The sequence below is a fragment of the Nocardia sp. XZ_19_231 genome (genome assembly GCF_015355705.1).
Lineage (GTDB): Bacteria > Actinomycetota > Actinomycetes > Mycobacteriales > Mycobacteriaceae > Nocardia > Nocardia salmonicida.
Genome location: NZ_JACUZI010000012.1, coordinates 24,793 through 43,447, shown reverse-complemented (window position 1 = coordinate 43,447; position 18,655 = coordinate 24,793). Strand labels below are relative to the sequence as shown.

The following is an 18,655-nucleotide window of genomic DNA, read 5'->3' as shown; positions in this document are numbered from 1 at the left end:
GAGAACTACGCTAATCAGCACCTAGGACAGCTTCAGCCCTAGCTTCCCGGAAGAATGGATTCATGCTCGAATCCTCAGCGCGACTGCTCCGATTGCTCTCACTGCTGCAGACCCCCCGCGATTGGACCGGTCGCGACCTCGCCGAACGCCTCGAAGTCGATATCCGGACGGTACGTCGCGACGTCGACAAGCTGCGCACGCTGGGCTACCCCGTGCACGCCGTAGCGGGCTCGGCCGGGTACCGGCTTCGCGCCGGGGCCGCGCTGCCTCCCCTGCTGTTGGACGACGAGGAGGCGATCGCGGTCGCGGTGGGCTTGGGGACGGCTGTCGCAGGCACCGTCGCGGGCATCGAAGAATCGTCGCTGCGTGCGCTCGCCAAACTCGAACAGGTGCTCCCGTCGCGGCTACGCCATCGCATCGCGGCGTTGCAGGCGGCAACGGTGACCGTGCCCAGCGGCACCACACCGGTCGATCCCGAGACTCTCACCGCCATCGCCGGTGCGATTCGCGATCGCCACCTACTCCGATTCGACTACCGCACCCACGACGGCGCCACCACCCGCCGCACCGCCGAACCGCATCGGCTCGTCCACACCGGACGACGCTGGTATCTGGTCGGCTGGGACGTCGACCGCGCCGATTGGCGCACCTACCGAGTGGACCGATTACAGCCACGCATCCCGACCGGACCGCGCTACGACCCACGTCCAGCGCCCGACATCGATCTCGTCGGCTTCGTCTCACGTAGCGTGAGCACGGCCCCCTATCGGTACCAGGCGCGCATCACCCTGCTGGTGTCGGCACTCGAAGCCGCCGACCGTATCCCGGCGACAGTCGGTGTCATCGAAGCCATCGATGACAACTCCTGCCTGCTGCACACAGGGTCGAACTCGCTCGACGAGATCGCCGTCTACGTCGGCCTTTTCGGCTTCGGCTTCCGGGTCCACGAACCACCGGAACTCGTCGATCACCTGCGCGCACTGGCGGCTCGCGTCACCGAATCCGTGGCCTCGAGTACCGACACCGACTAGGCGGCGTCCTGTAAGTCGTCCGAGCTGGAGGATCAGTCGACGCCTCTGGTCATCGATTCGACCTCACCATCGGTGTCGTCGGTGACCATCACGTAGTTCGAGGCTGCCGCGCCTGGATCTCCGTTTCGGCGGTTCACAATGCAGAGACGAACTCGGTTGTGCGCGACGCGACGAACCTGACATCGTGTCCAGGTGGCCGTACATCTGGGCGAAAAGAACAGGTTCGCTGTTGAAGTTGGCGTTCTGTCCTCGGGGCTGCGTCAAGTGGACCTGTGGGCCGCCGATCAGTGGTTGACCTGCGACGACAATATGGTCTTTGTCGAGCAGTTCCGCCGCTCTGTGAAGGAAACTGCTGTCTCGGTACGTTCCGGGCACGTTCCGCCTCTGCCCTTTGCCGGGCTGTCCCCGATCGCCACTCATCGTCGGTTCAGTACCGCGACCGACGACGACCCCATTTGCGCGCTACGCGAGCAGTTTCGGTTCCTTTACTGGGGACCCACGACCGACAACTTGCAGACCTTCGTCTTCCGCGACGGCGACCACCTGGTGATCACGTTCCAGTTCTGGCGTGAGGCGCATTTCCTCAATCATCCCGAGCATGTGGGACGGGTCTTCCAGGTCAAGATCGAGCCTGCAGAATTCGCTGGAATCCTCGAAAGTCTAGATTCAGCTCTGTAGGTCATCGGAGCCAGAGGACCATGGCGGCGATGGTGAGTTCGGCGTAAAAGTAGCTGACGCGTTTGGCGTCCGGGTGGCCAATCCGCGAAATTGATTGGGCCGGTTAAAGCATCGTTCTACCACGTTGCGTTGTTTGTAGAGGTCGCGGTTGAATGCCAGCGGACGTCCGCCCACGCAGCCATTGGCTTTACGCTGGGTGATCTGGTCATGCGTTCGGGACTGACGAAACGCACACCACGGTCCCGAAGGCCACGGCGGGTCGAGGGATGTGAATATGCCCTGTCAGCGATGATCTGGTGTGAGCGCGGCCACGGCCGATCCGAGCTACATAGATACCGTCGAGCAACGCTACCAGCTGCGGATTGTCTCTGGCCTGGCCAGCGGTCAACACGATCCGCATCGGTAGCCCGCGTCCATCGACGGCGAGGTGGATCTTGCAGCTCAATCCACCCCGGGAGCGGCCGAGTCCTTTCCCCGTCGATCGCGAGGGCTTCGATTCCGGGTGCGCAGCCCCCTTTTTCCGGGCCCCAGCAGCGTGCTGATGAGCCCGGACCACGCTGGAATCGACACTGATGACCCACTCGACCTCGCCGATCGAGTCGTCTTAGACGATCACCTGATCCAGCAAACGTTGCCAGGTGCCATCGGCGGTCCACAACCGCATCCGCTCGTGCGCGGTTTTCCCGGGACCGTGCTGCTCGGGCAGGTCACGCCATGGTGCTCCGGTCCGGAGTTTCCACAGGATCGCGTTGATCACCTGCCGGTGATACGCCAGCGTCGACCACGTCTTGATACCGGCAACAACGGGTCGATTCGGCCTATGCCCGATCAGTCAACTCACCCCGACCAACCACGACATGCAGCTAACACCTACCACCACAACGGCTTACAGGACACGGCCTAGCCGCGAGGAACACGGCTCACCGGCTACGTGAAGACATAGTCGGTGAGCGGGAAATGCGTACTGCGCCAAGCAGCTTCGACGGTGGAGCTGGGACGCAGGGGTACGTCGCCGTGTTTGTCGAAGTAGTAGCTGTTGGCGGTGGCGCAGCTTTCGTCCCAGAACACCTGGCCGCCGCGACGGGCGAGCATTTCACGGAAGAAGCGGTCGTTGGCTTCCTCGCTGACCTCGATGCGGTCCGCGTCGTGCGTGCGGGCGTGGTGCAGGCAGCGCAGGATGTGGCGGGTCTGGTTCTCGATCAGGGTGAAGTAGGATGCGCCGTTGTAGCCGTAGGGGCCGATGATGGAGAAGAAGTTCGGGAACCCGGGGACGCTCACGCCCTCGTAGGCTTGCAGCCGGTTCTTGTCCCACCAGGTCTCCAGATCGCGGCCGTCGACGCCGCGCAGGTCATAGGTCGGCATATTGCCCGATTCCATGACTTTGAACCCGGTGGCGAGGACCAGCACGTCGGCGGGGTGTTCGGTGCCTTCGGCGGTGCGGACGCCGGTGGCGGTGATCTCGCTGATCGGGTCGGTTTCCAGGGTCACGTTCGAACGATTGAATGTCGACAGATAGTCGTTGGAGAAGCTGGGCCGTTTGCACCCGAGGGCGTATTTCGGGGTCAGCGCGGCCCGCACGGCGGGGTCCTTCACCTGGCGCCGCAGATGGGCAAGGCCCGCGCGTTCGCCGATCGCCGCGGTGGGTAGAGAGCTGTGATAGTGGGCGGCCAGCGGGAAGGTGAATTCGACGTAGGTCTGGCTCACCAGTCGGGTCAGCGTTCGTCCGCCGGGGACCTTCAGCGCCAGCCGGGCGGCGAGGGGCAACGGCAGGTCAGGGCGGGGCAGGCACCAGATCGGCGTGCGCTGGAACACCGTCAGCTGCTCGACCTGCGAGGCGATCTCCGGGATCACCTGAACCGCGGAGGCGCCGGTGCCGATGATCGCCACGCGCTTTCCCCGCAGGTCCTGGCGGTGATCCCAGCGTGAGGTGTGCATGACGGTCCCCGCGAAGGACTCGATGCCGGGGATATCAGGGAGTTTGGGTCTGGTGAGCACGCCGGTCGCGCTGATCACGAAACGCGCGGTCAAGTCGCTGCCGTCGGCGGTGTGCAACACCCACCGGTCGGCGGCCTCGTCGAAGTCCGCGCCGGTCACTGTGGTGCCGAAGCGAATGCGCGGGCGCAGCTCGTATTTGTCCACGCACGACTCCGCGTAGGCCTTGAGCTCGCGGCCGGGCGCGTAGACCCGCGACCAATCGGTGCGCTGCTCGAAGGAGAACTGATAGCTGAACGACGGAATATCCACGGCGACACCGGGATAGGTGTTCCAGTGCCAGGTGCCGCCGACACCGTCGGCTTCGTCGATGATCACGAAGTCGTCGAACCCGGCCTTGCGCAACTCGATCGCCACGCCGATCCCGGAGAACCCGGCTCCCACGATGACGATCTCGTGCTCGATTCCGGTGGTGGTCATGCGATCTCCTTCATCAGTTCCGCCGACGGATGCAGGCGGCCGGGCCGAGCGACCGTGCGTACTACATGCCCTGCGTCGTCGGCGTAGACGATGGCGTCCACCCGGTGCTCGATGCCGTCGACGGTACGCACGCCCAGCGGCACCAGTCGTGCGATCGGCCAGGTCACCAGCGTGCAATGAGGTTGCCGCAGGGCGCGGTAGTAGCTGTTGTGCACCGCGACGCCCGCGGTGTCGTCCGGCGTCAGACGGTGGCGCAGCCACGAATCGCGCACCTGGACGCGGAGATTGACGCGAGCGGCGAGCCGAACCAGTCCTTGCGGTGCGCGGCGCAGCGTCGTCGCCGCGGGCAGCGGTACGCGTGGGAGGACCCATACCGCCTCGGTCTGGAACACCGTCACCCGCGCGGCCTCGGCGGCGATGCCGGGCAGCAGTCGCGCGGCCGCCGCCCCACTGCCGATGATCGCGACCCGCTGACCGGTGAATTCGTGCCGGGGCGCGAAGGCGGTGCGGTGCACCTGCGGACCGGTGAAGGTATCGGCGTCACGCAACGTCGTCATTTCGCCACCGGTTCGTAGGTGAGTTCGTCCGACCAGGACGGCCTACGGCCGAGGACACGGATCGGAAAACGGTCGATGCAGGCATTGGACACATCGGCCAGCAGCTGGAACGGCTGACGACGGTGAATAGTGGCTTTCCCGTGCATCTTCACCACGTGATAGAGCGGGACCCGGCGGATGGCCGGGCTGCGCTCCCCCACGTTCTCGTAGCGGCGCACCGCCTGCCACAGCTTCTCCTCGTCGAGGCCCAACGCGATGATGTTGGTCGACATCCGCGACAGCAGTGGCGCGTACAGCAGCGCGCCGAGCACGAACGACGGACGCACCGCGAAGCCGGCTGTCTCGATGGCGATCCGGCGCAGCGGGCCCGCGCCGAGCTGTTCGAGAACCTGGAATCCGACTGCCAGGTGCCGGGACTCGTCGCTGTTGATGTGCCGGAACACCTCGTGGCACACCGGGTCCTCGACCTCGTCGAGCAGGAATTTCACCAGCGCGCCGTCGAGTGCGGTCTCCAGCGAGGGGATCACGGTGCCGAGGACGGGCAGGGTCAGCTGGTCGGCGTAGCGGTCGAGCCAGCTGATGACCAGGCGAATGTTCTTGTTGGGCAACGGCATCGCGTCACCGTCGGGGAGCATTCCCCAGCGGCGCATCAGCGCGAGTTCGGCGTTGGCGTGCTTCTGTTCCTCGGCATGGAAGTACCGGTAGATCTCGCGCAGCGGGCCGGGTGGCGCCTGGTGGGTCAGCGCGGCGAAGCCCCGGGCGCCGACGTGTTCGATCCACACCAGGTCGGCCATGAAGGTGGCCAGCCGCGGGCGCTGTTCGTCGGTGATGGTGTCGGCACCCGGTGCGTCCCAGTCGATATCGGCCAGCGCCCACTGCTTGGCGCGAATGGTGGCGAGCATCTCGGGATAGGCGAACGTCATTGTTCGACCTCCTTCGGTGGAGTGGATCAGCGCACGACCCGCTCCAGCAGGCCTGCCGAACGGGTGTAGGTGGTGGGCAGCCATCGTTTGGCCTGCCAGAGCATCTTGGCCTCGAGCTGCGGCACCACATAGAGGTCGCCGTGGTCGACCGCGTCGAGGGTGGTACGGACGATGGCCGCCGGTGCGCGTCCGGTCCAGCGCAGGAGCAGTCCGCCCAGCCGCTCGGCGGTGTCGTCCATGGGTGAATCCGCCTGCATGATATTGGTTTTCACGCCGGTCGGGCACAGCACCGTGACGCCCACGCCGGTGCCTGCCAGCTCGGCCGACATCGTCTCCGACAGCGCTAGCACGCCGGCCTTGCTGACGTTGTAGGCGGCCATCCTCGGTGCCGCGCCGAACGCGGCCGCCGAGGCGACGTTCACCAGCGATCCGCGCCCGGCCGCGCGCAGAATCGGCGCGAAGACGTGGCAACCGTGGATGACGCCCCAGAGATTGACGCCGAGCGTGCGCTGCCAATCGTCGAGGGCGAACTCGCCGACCACCGGCCCGCCGGCGCCGATGCCCGCGTTGTTGACCACCACGGTGGGTGGGCCGCCGAACCAATCCTGCGCGGTCGCGGCCACTTGCGTGACCTCATCGATCACGGTGACATCGCAGCGGGTTCCGATCGCTTTGCCACCCGCCGCCTCGACGAGTTCGGCGGTCTCGTCCGCGCGGTCTCGATCGATGTCGGAGCACAGGACGCGACCGCCCCGGCGACCCAACTCGACGGCGAACGCGCGTCCGATCCCACTGCCCGCGCCGGTCACCACCGCATCGGCGTTCGTGGTCCGGCGCTGACCGCCGAAGGGGAACAATCGCATGGCAACTCCCGGGATCTACCGGCGAGACTCTAATTGGTGGCATCTGCCACCATTGGCCGCACCTGACACCAATTAGGCGCGCGGAGGTGTACTTTGTCAACCATGGAAGTGCGCGCACCGGCACGGACGTGGGGCGGGCGGACCGCCGAGGAGCGCAGGGCGCAGCGACGGGTCGGCCTGGTCGAGGCCGCCCTCGATATCTGGCTCGACAACGGGTGGGCCGCGGTCACCATGCGCGGGGTCTGTCAACGGGCCTCGCTTAACGACCGCTACTTCTACGAGCACTTCGCCGATCGCGACGAACTGCTCGCCGCGGCCTGGGACGAGGTGCGCACCGAGGTGTTCGCCGAGCTGGCGAACGTCGTGGTCGAACAGGCCGACCGGACACCACTCGAGATCACCCGCGCGACCATCGCCCGCGCCGTCGCGCTACAGACTGATCTACGCGGGCGGGCCAGGATCCTGCTGGCCGATCACGCCGGCAGTGCCGTGCTCGAACAGCGGCGCAAAGCCATGCTCACCGACGCGACCGATGGGCTGATCGCTATCGCCTGGCCCTATCTACGCCCCGATATCGACGAAACCGCCATGCGTATGAGCACATTGGCCGGTATCGGCGGATTCATGGAACTGGTGTCCGCCTGGCGCACGGGCGTGCTCGACGTGGACGCCGAGCGAATCGTCGAACACAGCAGTGCGATCGCGATGCAGCTCGGCGCGACGTTCCTGCCGACGGAGATCATCGGCGACCAGGATTCCTGACGGCAGTGATGGGCTCGACCCGCAGCGCTGCGATGATTACTGCGCGGACCCCTTCAGTGCGCGCAGACCGGCGGCCATGAATTCCGGCGTGGCATCGGCGGCCCGGTCGGCGGCAGAACCGGTATCGGAGCCCTGGTGGGCGCGGTGGGTGATGCCCTCGCCGATGATGCCGAGTTTGAAGTTGGCCAGAGCGAGATAGAAGCCCCAGTTGGCCAGCTCGCGCCCGGACGCGGCGGCGTAGGTCTGGGCGAGGTCGTCGGGAGTCGGCAGGCGAGAGCTGGTCCACGCGGCGCGGGTGCCGAGGATCATGTCGAATATCGGGGCCCGGTACACGCACATCAGAGCGACGTCGGTGAGCGGGTCGCCCAGGGTGGAGAGCTCCCAATCGACTACGGCACGCACGATCTTCGGGTCCGCGCTGTCGAGGATCGTGTTGTCGATCCGGAAATCCCCGTGCACGATCGAGGCCGACGATTCCCGAGGGATCGCGGCGGACAGCGCCGCGTGCAGAGTTGCCACGTCGGGGAGCTCGCGGGTTTTGACCCGCTCCCACTGGGATGCCCAGAGCTTGACCTGCCGGGTGACGAATCCGTTCGGCCGACCGAATGATTCGAGCCCGACCGCGGCCGGGTCCACCGCGTGCAGCTCGGCCAGAACGCGGACCAGTTCGCGCGCACTGGAATTCACCTGCTCGTCGGTGAGCGTCGCCAGCTCGTCCTGATCCCGGAACACCGTCCCGTCCACGAACTCGACGACGGTCATCGGCGCACCGAGCGCGGATCCGGTCGCATCGAAGGCGATCGTCCTCGCCACGGGCACCGCGGATTTCTGCAGCGCGCTGGTGACGGTGTATTCGCGGGCCATGTCGTGTGCCGACGGGGTGAGTCCGGCGACCGGTGGGCGGCGCACCACCCAGCGCGAGACGTCATCGGCGGCGGCGAACGTCAGATTGGACCGGCCACCACTGATCAGTTCGACGCGCAGCTCGCCGCGCACCTCGACGCCCTGCCCGCGCAGGAACTGCTCCAGTGCGGCGATGTCCATGCCCGGCAGTGTCATTCGGAATCTCGCTTCGCACGCTTGGCCGCGCTCACCGCGCGTTTGGCGATGGCCCAGCGGTGTACCTCGGAGGGGCCGTCGTAGATACGGAACGGACGCACTTCGCGCGAGAGGCGCGCGAGCGGGAGGTCGGCGGAGACACCGAGACCGCCACACATCTGCATACTGCGATCGACGATGCGGAAGATCGCTTCGGCGGCATAGGTTTTCGCGATGGATGTCGCGTTCGCGGCGGGTTCACCACGGTCGAGTTCCCAGCAGGCGCGGGTCAGCAGCGCGCGCGTGGCGGCGATGTCGATCTCGTTGTCGGCGATCATCTTCTGGACCATGCCGAGGTCGCCGAGCCGGGAGCCGAAGCCCTCACGCTGGGCCACGTGCGCGAGGGCGACGTCATGGCCGCGGCGGGCGGCGCCGAGCCAGCGCATCACGTGGGTCATGCGGGCGGGGCCGAGGCGCACCTGGGCGTATTCGAAGCCGCGGTCGACCTCGCCGAGTACCGCCGATTCCGGAACGAGCAGGTCGTCGAAGAAGACCTCGCAGTGGCCACCGATCATCGACTTGTCGAGGGTGTCGAGGTGACGGCCGACGCGGATGCCGGGACTGTCTGCGGGAGCGAGGAACATGGTGGCGCCGCCGCGTTGGCCCGGCTCGCCCGAGGTGCGGGCCATGATGATGAAGAACCCCGCGCCGTCGGCGCCGGTGATGAACCATTTGTGGCCGGTGATGCGCCAGCCGCCGTCGGCGCGGACCGCGCGGGTGCTCAGCGCGGACGGGTCAGAGCCCGCGCCGGGGGCCGGTTCGGTCATGGCGAAGGCCGAGCGCACCTCGCCGCGAGCGAGCGGGGCGAGGAACTGCAGCTTCTGCTCCGGGTCGGCGATGTGGGCGAGCATGTGGACGTTGCCCTCGTCGGGGGCGGCAATATTGAGGGCCGTCGGGCCGAACAGCGAGTAGCCCGCCTCCTCGAACACCGGAGCACGACTCGACATGTCGAGACCGTGGCCACCGTATTCGATCGGCGCGTGCGGGGCGAAGACACCCGCGTCGCGGGCGGCCTGCTGGAGCTCGATTCGCAGCTTCTCGCCGCCCGCCGCGGCGATGTCGCCGTCGTGCGCGTCTTCCACCGAGAGCACATGTTCGCGGATGAAGGCGCGTGTGCGCTCGGCCAGGCTCTGCACCTCGGACGGATGGGACAGGTCGATCGGCACGGGTCCGCTCCTCGGCTCGGTTGCCGAACGATCGCTCGGCAATAGACTGCAATGACAGTGGCATGCGCCGATTACTGCTGTCAACAGGCATGGTCGCTGGGCCGCATTGTTCAGGTATTCTGAACAACATGGAGTCGACGGCAGGCGAACACGCGGTGGGCGCACGGGTGCGCCAGGCGAGGACCGCCGCAGGGCTGTCACTGCGGGCGATCGCCCAGCGGATCAACGTCAGCCCGGCCACGCTGAGCGCCATCGAGACCGGCAAGACCGGCGCATCGGTCGCACGCCTGCGATCCCTGGCTGTCGAGTTGGGCACGACGGTGGCCTGGCTGATCGGCGACCAGCCGCGCCGCGCGCACGATGGCCGCCCCGTCGAACCCGGCCCGCACACCGGCGCCACCCCGGATTCCTGGCGCGAGTTCCCGCCGCTGGATATCGACCCGGTGCTCGCCGCCGCCATCGACTCCTTCGTCGAGACCGGCTACCACGGCGCCACGATGCGCTCGATCGCGGCGCGCGCCGGCATGAGCGTGCCCGGCGTCTACCACCACTACCGCGACAAACAGGACCTGCTGGTCCGCGCACTCGACCTCACCATGGACGAATTGCACCGGCGGGTGCGCGCGGCCCGTCTCGACGGCGTGAACGGCCGCGAACGAGTGATCCGTGTCGTCGAGGCACTCGCGCTGTTCCACACCCACCACCGCGAACTCGCCTTCATCGGCGCCAGCGAGATGCGCAGCCTGAACCCGGCCGATCGCGATCGAATCACGGCCTCCCGCAACGAGATCCAGTACCTGCTCGATGCCGACATCGATACCGCGCTCGCCGAAGCGGACAGATCGGCCGACCGTGCCCGCGACGCCGGGCGTGCCATCGCGACGATGTGCACCGCACTCCCCCAATGGTTCCGCCTCGACGGCCCGTCCTCCCCCGAACAGATCGCCACCGCCTACGCGGATTTCGCCCTCGGCCTGCTCGGCTTGGCCAGCGCCGACAAAGGAACGGCTGGATCACCCAGAGACCGAGAAACAGCACAGCCGACCGATTCCCGGTAGACAGACCAGCGGCGCACGGGAGATACCCCGTGCGCCGCTGATGGTCGAACGTCAGTTCACCGCATACGGATACGTGTCGGAGCGACCCTGGAACGACAGGATCCGCGGGTTCTGCACCCGACCGTCGCGAATCTCGATCGCCCGGCGAATCGTTTCGCTGCCATCCCACGCTTCGGGGCCGCCGAGCACGACGGGCAGGTACTCGAGCAGGGCTTCGGAGTTCTCCCACGTCGCCGAGTCCCAGAGGAACGACGGGCTGTGGTCGACACCGTAGTAGTGCAGATCGTCACCGACGGTGAACATCGGATCGGCGAACGAGGTCGGTCGCGAGAACTCGAAGCCCATCCCCTCGTCACACGAGACGTCGACGAAAAGTGTTCCGCGTGTGAACAGTTCGAGGTCGTCGTTCATGACGAACGTCAACGGGTCCTCGGTGTCCTGGAACATGCAGTTCACGATCACGTCGTAGTTGGCCAGCATCTCCGCCAGCGGCCCCGGTTCCGGCGCCTTCAGCGCGAGTGTCCGGCCCGGCAGTGCTGGATCACGCTTGAAATGCTGCATCCGCACCGAGGCGAACGGCGAGGCCACCGCCGACACACTGCGCTGGGTCAGCACCGTCACATCGCTGATCCCCAGCGCCGACAGCGCCCGCACCGCACCACGCGCGGTGGCGCCGAAGCTGATCACCGCCGCGCGCATCCGGCGACCGTAATCTCCACTCACGCCGCGCAATTGGAGGGCGTGCATGACCGAGCAGTAACCGGCCAGTTCATTGTTCTTGTGGAACACGTGGACGCTGAAAGCACCCGACTTGGTCCAGTGGTTCATCGCCTCCCAGGCGATCAGGGTCAGGTCGCGGTCGACAGCCAACTGGGTCATGCGGGCGTCCTGCACACAGTGCGGCCAGCCCCACACGATCGTGCCGGGGCGCATCTGCGCGAGGTCTTCGGCCAGCGGCTTGGCCAGGAGCAGCACATCACATTCGGCGAAGAGCTCGTCTCGCGTGCGATGGCCCGCTACCAGTGGGGCGAGGACATCGTCGGGGTAACCGAATCGATTACCGTAACCGTGTTCCAGGTAGATCTGACCGCGCAGTTCGGGACTGATGCGGTCGAAGTGAGCCGGGTGGATGGCCAGCCGGTGTTCGTTTTCCTTGCGAGAGGTCGCGACGACGCCGACCGTCAGGTTTTTCACAGTTGCTTCACCTGGTCAGCCTACCCGTAGGCCCTTTCAGCTCTCCGCCTCGTTGGTGATGTCGTCGAGCGACTCACCCATGGTCTCGGGCACCCGGCGATAGCAGAACACCAGCGAGATCGCGGAGACGACCGCGAAGAGGAAGAACATCGTCGAGGCGCCCCACAGTTCACCCAGCGGCGGGAATATCAGGGAGACGGTGAAATTTCCCATCCAGATGAGGAAGGTGCAGATACTCATCGCGGTGGCGCGGATCGGGGCGGGGAAGATCTCCGAGATCAGCAACCAGGTGGGCACACCGACGCCGAGCTGGAACGCACAGACGTAGACGATCATCAATGTCACCAACACGTAGCCGGTGGCAGTGCTCTGTGTGAGTCGTTCCATCAGACCCATACCGACCAACGCGACGACCATGATTCCCAGCCCGATGAACATCGGCGGGCGCCTGCCGATCTTGTCGACCAGGCTCATGCCGAGCATCACGCCGATCACCGCGCCGACACCGATGCCGATCGAGGAGGTGATCGCCGCGTCGTCACCCATACCCGCTTGGGCGAGAGTGGACGGCGCGTAATAGATGACGGTATTGACACCGACGAATTGCTGAATCAATGCCAATCCGACGCCGGTGTAGAACAGCGCGCGCACCTTCGGTTTGCGCAACTGGTCACTCAAACTGTCCTTGACCGCCTCGTCAGCGGCTTCGGACTGTTCGATCTCGGCGATCGTCGGCTCGACATTCTCGGGGTAGTAGGACTTCTCGAGCACCTTCTTCGCATCAGCGGTGCGGCCCTGCTTCAGGTACCACCGCGGTGAATCCGGCATGAAATACATGCCGATCACGAGCGCCGCGGCGGGAATGGCCGCCATCGCGAGCATGAGCCGCCAGTTCCCGGTCGGGGCGAGCAGTGCGTTGACGATGTAGGCGAGCAACTGTCCGCTGGCGATCATCAGCGAGTTCATCGAGACCAGGCGCCCGCGATAGGTCGGCGGGGAGATCTCGGAGACGTACATGGGCACCACCAGCGAGGCGGTACCGACGGCGACGCCGAGGACAAGGCGGGTGATGATCATGACCGTGGCATCGGGGGCGAGCGCCTGGGCGAGCGCACCGACGAAGAACAAAACGCCGGCGAACAGCAGCGTCATCCGTCTGCCCCACCGGTCGGCCATCCAGCCGCCGGTGATCGAGCCGATCGCGGCGCCGATGAGCAGCGAACTCGTGATGACGCCGACCTGGGTCTGGCTGAGCGCGAAGTCGGGCGTGAGGTAGACCAGCACGCCGGAGATGACGCCGGTGTCGTAGCCGAACAGCGCGCCGCCTAGCGCGGCGATGACGACGACGGTGAGCACGAACTTCTTGATCTTTGCCCGCATCGCGACCCGTTCGGGCGAGTCGGGCGTGGTATCGACCGGCGGTTCGGTGACCGGGGAAACGACCACCTTCTCGGACCGATTCATGATGGCGCCGAGCCGCTCCGGCTCTTTATCGGTGGATCCACGAGGGGAATCGGGCATGTCCACACCTCCGCCGAATGGAGTAGGTCGATTCCTGCACCTTAATCGAGCTCGGCAACTCGGCGATAGCTCGAAATCCACGCACATTTCGTCAGCGACGGGAGATAAGTGACGATCGGGGAATGTTATCCCACCCCCTGCGGTGGATAACATTCCCCGATCAACACGCTTTTATCGGAATCGCCGGCGACCGAAATGCTCGACATTTGCGAGTGTCGCTTTTGCCCGGCTCTCGCGCACGGCCGACCGTTGCGCTATCGCCGATGCAGCGACCAGACGCTGACCGCACCCCAGAGCGCCAGGCTCACCGCAGCGGCCATATAGAGAAGGTAGGCCATCACGACCAGGACGGACCCGTAATTGCCCACCCAGTCACCGAGGCGCAGTAGGCCGGCCACGCCGAGACCGAGCAGGATCAGACCGAGGATCAACCCGGGCGTCGCCAGCGGGGCGATGGACGATTCGACGGCCGAGGCCGCGGCGAGGCGGCGACTTCGTTCAGTAACTGGAAGATTGCTGTTCGAGTCGAAGTAGATACTGCTCATATCAACGAGGCCCCTTCCTGACAGCCGTCCCGATACGGCCGATGGTCGATCCGTATCGGATCTTTCGATGACCGTCGCGCCGCGGCGGACTGCGGGCCGTTCGTGACCGAGAATCGGCGTCGATCCGGTTGATGATCACGAACGGTTAACGTTCAGCAATTACGAGCTTGCCAGCTGGGTTGGCCGGAGAATAGATGGTGTGATCTGCATCACATCGAACAATTGTGCGACACGGGGAGATAACGTGCGTTACATATCTCGAGAACACGGGTCGGAACTGGTGAAACCCACATAGAACTGGACATTTGCTCAAGAAACCGACACGCGTGTCATTTATCGAACCGTTACTGCCCTGACGTGCGAAAACGAGCTTCGACCTACACCGCGATCCAGTTGGTACGTCCACGAGCCCTTCGACACGGCACCGTGACGAAAACCCATTGCGACATCTTCGTGGGTTCGAACTGGCGAACGCGTCGCGTCGGCTATCTTGCATCTAGTTTTTTCGATGCTGCTGGATCGTTCGTGTCGCTTCGCCGAAATCGCGTGCCGCGTGAGATCCACGCCTCGCGCTGTCGGCGACCCTCTCAGACGAAGGGACGCCGGTCATCATGCCCGCACCCGTTATCCTCCACGGCCGCATCGCACGGCTGGAACCTCTCGCACCCCACCACGTACCCGGACTGATCGCCGCGGCCGCCGCGCTCGACGGACCGGCCGGGTTCACTGTCGTCCCGCACGGCGAACAGGAGGCACGCACCTATGTCTTCCAGGCCGAGGCGGCGCAACTGGCAGGCACGGCGCTGGCCTTCGCGATCGTCACCGTCGCCGACGAGTGTGTAGTCGGGGCGACCCGATTCACCCGGATCGACTACTGGCAGGGGCCACTGACCTGGCCGCTGTCGGCCGAACCGGTCACCGCGTTGCCGGGCGGGGCGATCCCCGACGCGGTGGAGATCGGCAATACCTGGCTCACCCCGGCGGTGCGGGGTGGTCAGGTCAATCTCGACTCCAAGCTGATGCTGTTGGCCCACGCCTTCGACAGCTGGGGCGTGCGGCGGGTGACCCTGCGCGCCGACGCCCGCAACCTGCGCTCCCGGGCGGCGATCGAACGCCTCGGCGCGGTGAGTGACGGTGTGCGACGGGCACATTCGCGTGGGCTCGACGGCGAAGTGCGTGACACCGCGTTCTATTCGATCCTGCACGACGAATGGCCGGGGGTGCGCGGGCGGATCATCGAGCAACTGGCCGCCCGCGCGGCCTTGCGGTGCGCGCCGTTGATCCCGGCGACCGTGGAAGCGTTGCGGCCGTTGGCTTCTTCGCCGATCGGTTGAGACCTCAGCCCCGCAGCGACTCGATGCGGTCGATGATCAGCGCGGCGAGTTCGTCCGGGCGCTCCTCCGGCAGCCAGTGCGAGCCGTCGAGCACGGCAAGGCGGTAGTCACCGGTGACGAATCCGCCGGTGAGCTCGGCGCCGCGGCGGGTCAGACCCACGTCGCCGGTGCTCCACACATGCGTCACCGGCACGCTGACGCGCGCCGTCACCGCGCGCGGTGTGGTGATCGCCAGGGCCCGATACCAGTTCAACGCGGTGGTGAGTGCGCCCGAGTCGATGATTTCTGTGTGCACGCGGGCGATCGCGTCGGCGGACATGCCGGATTTGGCCAAGATCTGGTCGAAGACGGCAGGCCGCGCGCGGATGAAGCGCTCCGGGAGCACCGGCAGCTGGAACAGCGCCATGTAGTACGAGCGAAGCAGTTGATCGCTGCTGATCATCGAGCGGGTGAAGGCGCCAGGATGCGGCACCGACACGGTCACCAGTGTGCGGACGAGTTCGGGGCGGGCCGCGGCGACCGACCAGGCGACCATCGCGCCCCAGTCGTGTCCGACCAGATGCACCGGACCACGGTCGATGTCGTCGATCAACGCGACCACATCCTCGACGAGTTCGTGCACACGGTAGGCCATGCGGCCCGCCGGACGGGCGCCCGGTGAATAGCCGCGCTGGTTCGGGACGAAGGTGCGGTAGCCGCGGGCGTTGAGCAAGGCGGTGAGCGGCTGCAGCGAGGTGGCGGTTTGCGGAAAGCCGTGCAGCGCGACGATGACGGGACCGTCGGGTGGGCCGGAGTCGACGACGTCGAACTCGAGTCCTGCCCTGGTGAAGGTGGTCAACTGAGTACTCAACGAACCCTCCGAATCGGTAATTTACTTATTGGTAAATTACTACCGGCTCGGGTGTGACGTCAACAAGGCTCATCTGCCCGTTCCACCATGCACCACGGCGACTTCCGCACCGCCGAGGTCGAAGGCCCGGTGCAGGATGCGCACGGCGTCGTCGAGGTCGGTATCGCGAACCAGCACGGAGATGCGGATCTCCGAGGTGGCGATCAGGTCGAGGTTGATGTTCGCCGCGGCCAGCGCCTCGCAGAAGCAGGCGGTGACGCCCGGGTTGTTGCGCATGCCCGCGCCGATCAGCGAGACCTTGCCGACGCGGTCGTCGTAGCGGACATCGGCGAAGCCGATCTCGGCGCGGCGCTCGCGCAGCAGGGCGACCGCACGCGCACCGTCGGCGGCAGGCAGGGTGAAGGTGATGTCGGTGCGACCGGTGCCGGTGTTCTGCACGACCATGTCGATGCCGATCTCGGCGTCGGCGACCGCGCGGAACACCTCGGCCGCGTAGCCGGGTTCGTCGGGCAGACCGACGACGGTGACCTTGGCCTCGTTGCGGTCGTGCGCGACGCCGGTGAGCACGGCCTGGTCGGCGGGGATGTCGGCCATCGAGCCGAAGACGGTGGTGCCGATCGTGTCGGTGTAGGACGAGCGCACGTGCACGGGCACCTGGTAGCGGCGCGCGTATTCGACGCAACGCAGCATGAGCACCTTCGAACCGCAGGCCGCCATTTCCAGCATTTCCTCGTAGGAGATCTGGTCGAGTTTCTGGGCGTCGGCCACGATGCGCGGGTCGGCGGTGAAGACCCCGTCGACATCGGTGTAGATCTCGCAGACATCGGCATGCAGCGCTGCGGCCAGCGCGACAGCGGTGGTGTCGGAGCCGCCGCGGCCCAGGGTGGTCACATCGTGGTTGTCCTGGCTCACGCCCTGGAACCCGGCGACCAACACCACTTCACCGTCGTCGAGTGCGCGGCGCACTCGCCCCGGATCGACGTTGATGATCTTGGCGCGGCCGTGCGCGCCGGTCGTGATCACGCCGGCTTGCGAGCCGGTCAACGATCTGGCATCCGCGCCGAGCGCATGAATAGCCATGGCTACCAAGGCATTCGAGATCCTCTCCCCGGCGGTGAGCAGCATGTCCAGCTCACGCGGTTCCGGTGCCGAGGCGATCTGCCCCGCCAATTCGAGGAGCTCATCGGTGGTGTCGCCCATCGCCGAGCAGACCACCACGACATCGTGCCCCTGCTTCTTCGTCTCCACGATCCGCTCGGCAACCCGCCGGATCCGCTCCGCGGTGGCTACCGACGAACCGCCGAATTTCTGCACAACCAGGGCCATCTGCGAAGTCCTCTCCCCTGCTCGCCCGCATGCGATCCGCGGGTGACCCTTCGAGTATCCAGGCAATCCGGGCACGGTCGTACCAATTCGGAAACGAAAATGGCTGCGGCCGAATGGTTTCGGCCGCGATACTGGCGGGCAGGGGGTGGCGCGCGCTGTGTCGGCTCCCGGTTCGGCAGTCTCGGCGTTAGGCGAATTCCTATGACCCATCAGCACATCGCTGTTCTCGGCACCGGCCCACTCGCCACGGAGGCAGTGCGGATCATTCGCGACACCGTCGACGATCTGAGCGAGCGTGCCGGAACACGACTGGCGCTCGGTGCGATGTCCGATGCCGAACTCGTCATCGATGCGACCGAGACTGTCGCCTCGGCGCCCGCCGTGCTCGACGCGCTGCGGGCGGGACGGTCGGTGATCACCGCGAACACGGCGCTGGTCGCCGAGCACGGGCACCGGTTGGCCTCGGCCGCTGAGGAATTCGGGGCCGATCTGTTCTTCGAGGCGGCGGTGACCGGCGGGGTCCCCGTGGTCCGGCCGCTGACTCAATCGCTGTCGGGCGATCGGGTGCGGCAGGTGCTCGCGGTCTTCCCCGCCGACGGGACCAACGCGGTGGCGCAGGCGGCGATCCTCGCGACGCTCGCCTTCCACACCCGAGTGGACGTCACCGACGTTCATTTCGAGGAGTTCGGCGCGGCCGACCCACACGATCTCGCCGCCGCGGCAGCGCTGTCTCTGCGGCTGCGGCCACTCACTGTCTGCACCAGGATCAGTGAGCGACCCGGCCCCGAAGCCGGTGGCAAAGAGAGCATTTCGGTACGCGTGCACCCCGCCCTGCTCCCGGAGGCCCACCCGCTCGCCCAGGTGGACGCACCGTTCAGCGCGGTGACCGTCGAAGCCGACAGCGCCGGACGGCTGATGTTCTCCGGCCGTGACTCCCCGACCGCCACCGCGTCAGCTCTGCTCGGTGACCTGGTCACCGCCGCGCGCAATCGCGTCAACGGCGGCCGCGCACCCCGCGCCTCCTACTACGCCGAACTCCCCGTAACCCCTCTCAGTGACACCCCGACCCGCTACTACCTGAACCTGCGCGTCACCGACCATGCCGGCGCGTTGGCCCAGGTCGCCTCGATCTTCGCCGACCACGGGGTGAGCATCGAGCGGGTCCGTCAGGAGCACCACAACGACGCCGCCCACCTGATCGTGCTCACCCACCGCGCCAGGGAATCCGCCCTCACCGACACGGTCGATGCGCTCACCGACGCATCCTGCGTGCGCGCGGTGCTGACGCGGTGGCGGGTGGAGGGTGCTCCCGATCAGCCGTGAACCCCCACCAGCGG

General features: G+C 66.4%; 17 protein-coding genes and 1 pseudogene. 6 read left to right on the top strand and 12 right to left on the bottom strand.

What is annotated here, in order from left to right; all coding sequences use genetic code 11:
* Positions 1-62: 62 nt before the first annotated feature.
* Positions 63-1,031: a YafY family protein gene (locus tag IBJ82_RS32110; RefSeq protein ID WP_194829729.1), complete on the top strand. Its 969-nt coding sequence runs from the start codon at positions 63-65 to the stop codon at positions 1,029-1,031.
* A 192-nt stretch (positions 1,032-1,223) separates the two neighbouring features.
* Entirely contained in the window at positions 1,224-1,709 is a 486-nt protein-coding gene (locus IBJ82_RS32105; protein ID WP_194829728.1) for a hypothetical protein, read from the top strand.
* A gap of 1 nt (position 1,710) precedes the next feature.
* Here IBJ82_RS32105 and IBJ82_RS35535 read toward each other — a convergent pair.
* The 5 genes and pseudogenes from IBJ82_RS35535 to IBJ82_RS32080 form a co-directional block, all read right to left on the bottom strand.
* Positions 1,711-2,572: pseudogene (locus IBJ82_RS35535) on the bottom strand (IS5 family transposase).
* A gap of 64 nt (positions 2,573-2,636) precedes the next feature.
* On the bottom strand, positions 2,637-4,121 hold the full coding sequence (locus IBJ82_RS32095) for an NAD(P)/FAD-dependent oxidoreductase (RefSeq protein WP_194829727.1): 1,485 nt from the start codon (positions 4,119-4,121) through the stop codon (positions 2,637-2,639).
* Positions 4,118-4,678 carry an NAD(P)/FAD-dependent oxidoreductase gene (locus tag IBJ82_RS32090; protein WP_194829726.1) on the bottom strand — a complete coding sequence of 187 codons (561 nt, stop codon included), beginning with the start codon at positions 4,676-4,678 and terminating at the stop codon, positions 4,118-4,120. Before IBJ82_RS32090 ends, IBJ82_RS32095 begins: the two co-directional genes overlap by 4 nt.
* Complete coding sequence (locus IBJ82_RS32085) at positions 4,675-5,601, bottom strand: hypothetical protein (RefSeq protein WP_056822964.1); 927 nt, start codon at positions 5,599-5,601, stop codon at positions 4,675-4,677. Before IBJ82_RS32085 ends, IBJ82_RS32090 begins: the two co-directional genes overlap by 4 nt.
* A gap of 26 nt (positions 5,602-5,627) precedes the next feature.
* Positions 5,628-6,464, bottom strand: a complete 837-nt coding sequence (locus IBJ82_RS32080) for an SDR family oxidoreductase (protein WP_194829725.1) — start codon at positions 6,462-6,464, stop codon at positions 5,628-5,630.
* Positions 6,465-6,566: 102 nt separating this feature from the next.
* Here IBJ82_RS32080 and IBJ82_RS32075 point away from each other — a divergent pair, with 102 nt between their 5' ends.
* Positions 6,567-7,226, top strand: a complete 660-nt coding sequence (locus tag IBJ82_RS32075) for a TetR/AcrR family transcriptional regulator (RefSeq protein ID WP_194829724.1) — start codon at positions 6,567-6,569, stop codon at positions 7,224-7,226.
* A 36-nt stretch (positions 7,227-7,262) separates the two neighbouring features.
* On the opposite strand, the gene IBJ82_RS32070 is transcribed toward IBJ82_RS32075, so the two are convergent.
* Entirely contained in the window at positions 7,263-8,270 is a 1,008-nt protein-coding gene (locus tag IBJ82_RS32070; RefSeq protein ID WP_194829723.1) for a phosphotransferase family protein, read from the bottom strand.
* A gap of 11 nt (positions 8,271-8,281) precedes the next feature.
* On the bottom strand, positions 8,282-9,490 hold the full coding sequence (locus IBJ82_RS32065) for an acyl-CoA dehydrogenase family protein (RefSeq protein WP_194829722.1): 1,209 nt from the start codon (positions 9,488-9,490) through the stop codon (positions 8,282-8,284).
* Between the two features lie 128 nt (positions 9,491-9,618).
* Here IBJ82_RS32065 and IBJ82_RS32060 point away from each other — a divergent pair, with 128 nt between their 5' ends.
* On the top strand, positions 9,619-10,548 hold the full coding sequence (locus tag IBJ82_RS32060) for a TetR family transcriptional regulator (protein WP_194829721.1): 930 nt from the start codon (positions 9,619-9,621) through the stop codon (positions 10,546-10,548).
* 51 nt (positions 10,549-10,599) lie between these two features.
* Here IBJ82_RS32060 and IBJ82_RS32055 read toward each other — a convergent pair whose 3' ends face one another.
* The 3 genes from IBJ82_RS32055 to IBJ82_RS32045 form a co-directional block, all read right to left on the bottom strand.
* The gene (locus IBJ82_RS32055; RefSeq protein ID WP_194829720.1) at positions 10,600-11,742 is read right to left on the bottom strand and encodes a N(5)-(carboxyethyl)ornithine synthase; all 1,143 of its coding nucleotides are present in this window, start codon (positions 11,740-11,742) and stop codon (positions 10,600-10,602) included.
* A 36-nt stretch (positions 11,743-11,778) separates the two neighbouring features.
* On the bottom strand, positions 11,779-13,263 hold the full coding sequence (locus IBJ82_RS32050; protein ID WP_194829719.1) for a sugar porter family MFS transporter: 1,485 nt from the start codon (positions 13,261-13,263) through the stop codon (positions 11,779-11,781).
* Positions 13,264-13,517: 254 nt separating this feature from the next.
* A complete protein-coding gene (locus IBJ82_RS32045; protein ID WP_194829718.1) occupies positions 13,518-13,808 on the bottom strand; it encodes a hypothetical protein in 291 nt (96 codons plus the stop codon).
* Positions 13,809-14,419: 611 nt separating this feature from the next.
* On the opposite strand from IBJ82_RS32045, the gene IBJ82_RS32040 reads away from it, so the two are divergent.
* Positions 14,420-15,142 carry a GNAT family N-acetyltransferase gene (locus IBJ82_RS32040; RefSeq protein WP_194829717.1) on the top strand — a complete coding sequence of 241 codons (723 nt, stop codon included), beginning with the start codon at positions 14,420-14,422 and terminating at the stop codon, positions 15,140-15,142.
* A 4-nt stretch (positions 15,143-15,146) separates the two neighbouring features.
* Here the strand turns inward: IBJ82_RS32040 and IBJ82_RS32035 are convergent, their stop codons facing one another.
* Both IBJ82_RS32035 and IBJ82_RS32030 read right to left on the bottom strand, forming a co-directional pair.
* Positions 15,147-15,992, bottom strand: coding sequence for an alpha/beta fold hydrolase (locus IBJ82_RS32035; RefSeq protein ID WP_228537996.1), 846 nt, complete (start codon positions 15,990-15,992; stop codon positions 15,147-15,149).
* A 69-nt stretch (positions 15,993-16,061) separates the two neighbouring features.
* Positions 16,062-17,318 (bottom strand): aspartate kinase, encoded by a 1,257-nt coding sequence (locus IBJ82_RS32030; RefSeq protein WP_194829716.1) that lies wholly within the window; start codon positions 17,316-17,318, stop codon positions 16,062-16,064.
* 201 nt (positions 17,319-17,519) lie between these two features.
* Between IBJ82_RS32030 and IBJ82_RS32025 the strand changes: the two genes are divergently transcribed.
* A complete protein-coding gene (locus IBJ82_RS32025) occupies positions 17,520-18,641 on the top strand; it encodes an ACT domain-containing protein (protein ID WP_194829715.1) in 1,122 nt (373 codons plus the stop codon).
* Positions 18,642-18,655 lie beyond the last annotated feature (14 nt).

What these genes read in the sequence shown, in the direction of transcription:
- IBJ82_RS32110 (WP_194829729.1), top strand. Translation starts at nt 63, where the DNA reads ATGCTCGAATCCTCAGCGCGACTGCTCCGATTGCTCTCACTGCTGCAG.
- IBJ82_RS32040 (WP_194829717.1), top strand. Translation starts at nt 14,420, where the DNA reads ATGCCCGCACCCGTTATCCTCCACGGCCGCATCGCACGGCTGGAACCT.
- IBJ82_RS32085 (WP_056822964.1), bottom strand. Translation starts at nt 5,601, where the DNA reads ATGACGTTCGCCTATCCCGAGATGCTCGCCACCATTCGCGCCAAGCAG.
- IBJ82_RS32045 (WP_194829718.1), bottom strand. Translation starts at nt 13,808, where the DNA reads ATGAGCAGTATCTACTTCGACTCGAACAGCAATCTTCCAGTTACTGAA.
- IBJ82_RS32075 (WP_194829724.1), top strand. Translation starts at nt 6,567, where the DNA reads ATGGAAGTGCGCGCACCGGCACGGACGTGGGGCGGGCGGACCGCCGAG.
- IBJ82_RS32025 (WP_194829715.1), top strand. Translation starts at nt 17,520, where the DNA reads ATGACCCATCAGCACATCGCTGTTCTCGGCACCGGCCCACTCGCCACG.
- IBJ82_RS32060 (WP_194829721.1), top strand. Translation starts at nt 9,619, where the DNA reads ATGGAGTCGACGGCAGGCGAACACGCGGTGGGCGCACGGGTGCGCCAG.
- IBJ82_RS32080 (WP_194829725.1), bottom strand. Translation starts at nt 6,464, where the DNA reads ATGCGATTGTTCCCCTTCGGCGGTCAGCGCCGGACCACGAACGCCGAT.
- IBJ82_RS32070 (WP_194829723.1), bottom strand. Translation starts at nt 8,270, where the DNA reads ATGGACATCGCCGCACTGGAGCAGTTCCTGCGCGGGCAGGGCGTCGAG.
- IBJ82_RS32090 (WP_194829726.1), bottom strand. Translation starts at nt 4,678, where the DNA reads ATGACGACGTTGCGTGACGCCGATACCTTCACCGGTCCGCAGGTGCAC.
- IBJ82_RS32095 (WP_194829727.1), bottom strand. Translation starts at nt 4,121, where the DNA reads ATGACCACCACCGGAATCGAGCACGAGATCGTCATCGTGGGAGCCGGG.
- IBJ82_RS32050 (WP_194829719.1), bottom strand. Translation starts at nt 13,263, where the DNA reads ATGCCCGATTCCCCTCGTGGATCCACCGATAAAGAGCCGGAGCGGCTC.
- IBJ82_RS32030 (WP_194829716.1), bottom strand. Translation starts at nt 17,318, where the DNA reads ATGGCCCTGGTTGTGCAGAAATTCGGCGGTTCGTCGGTAGCCACCGCG.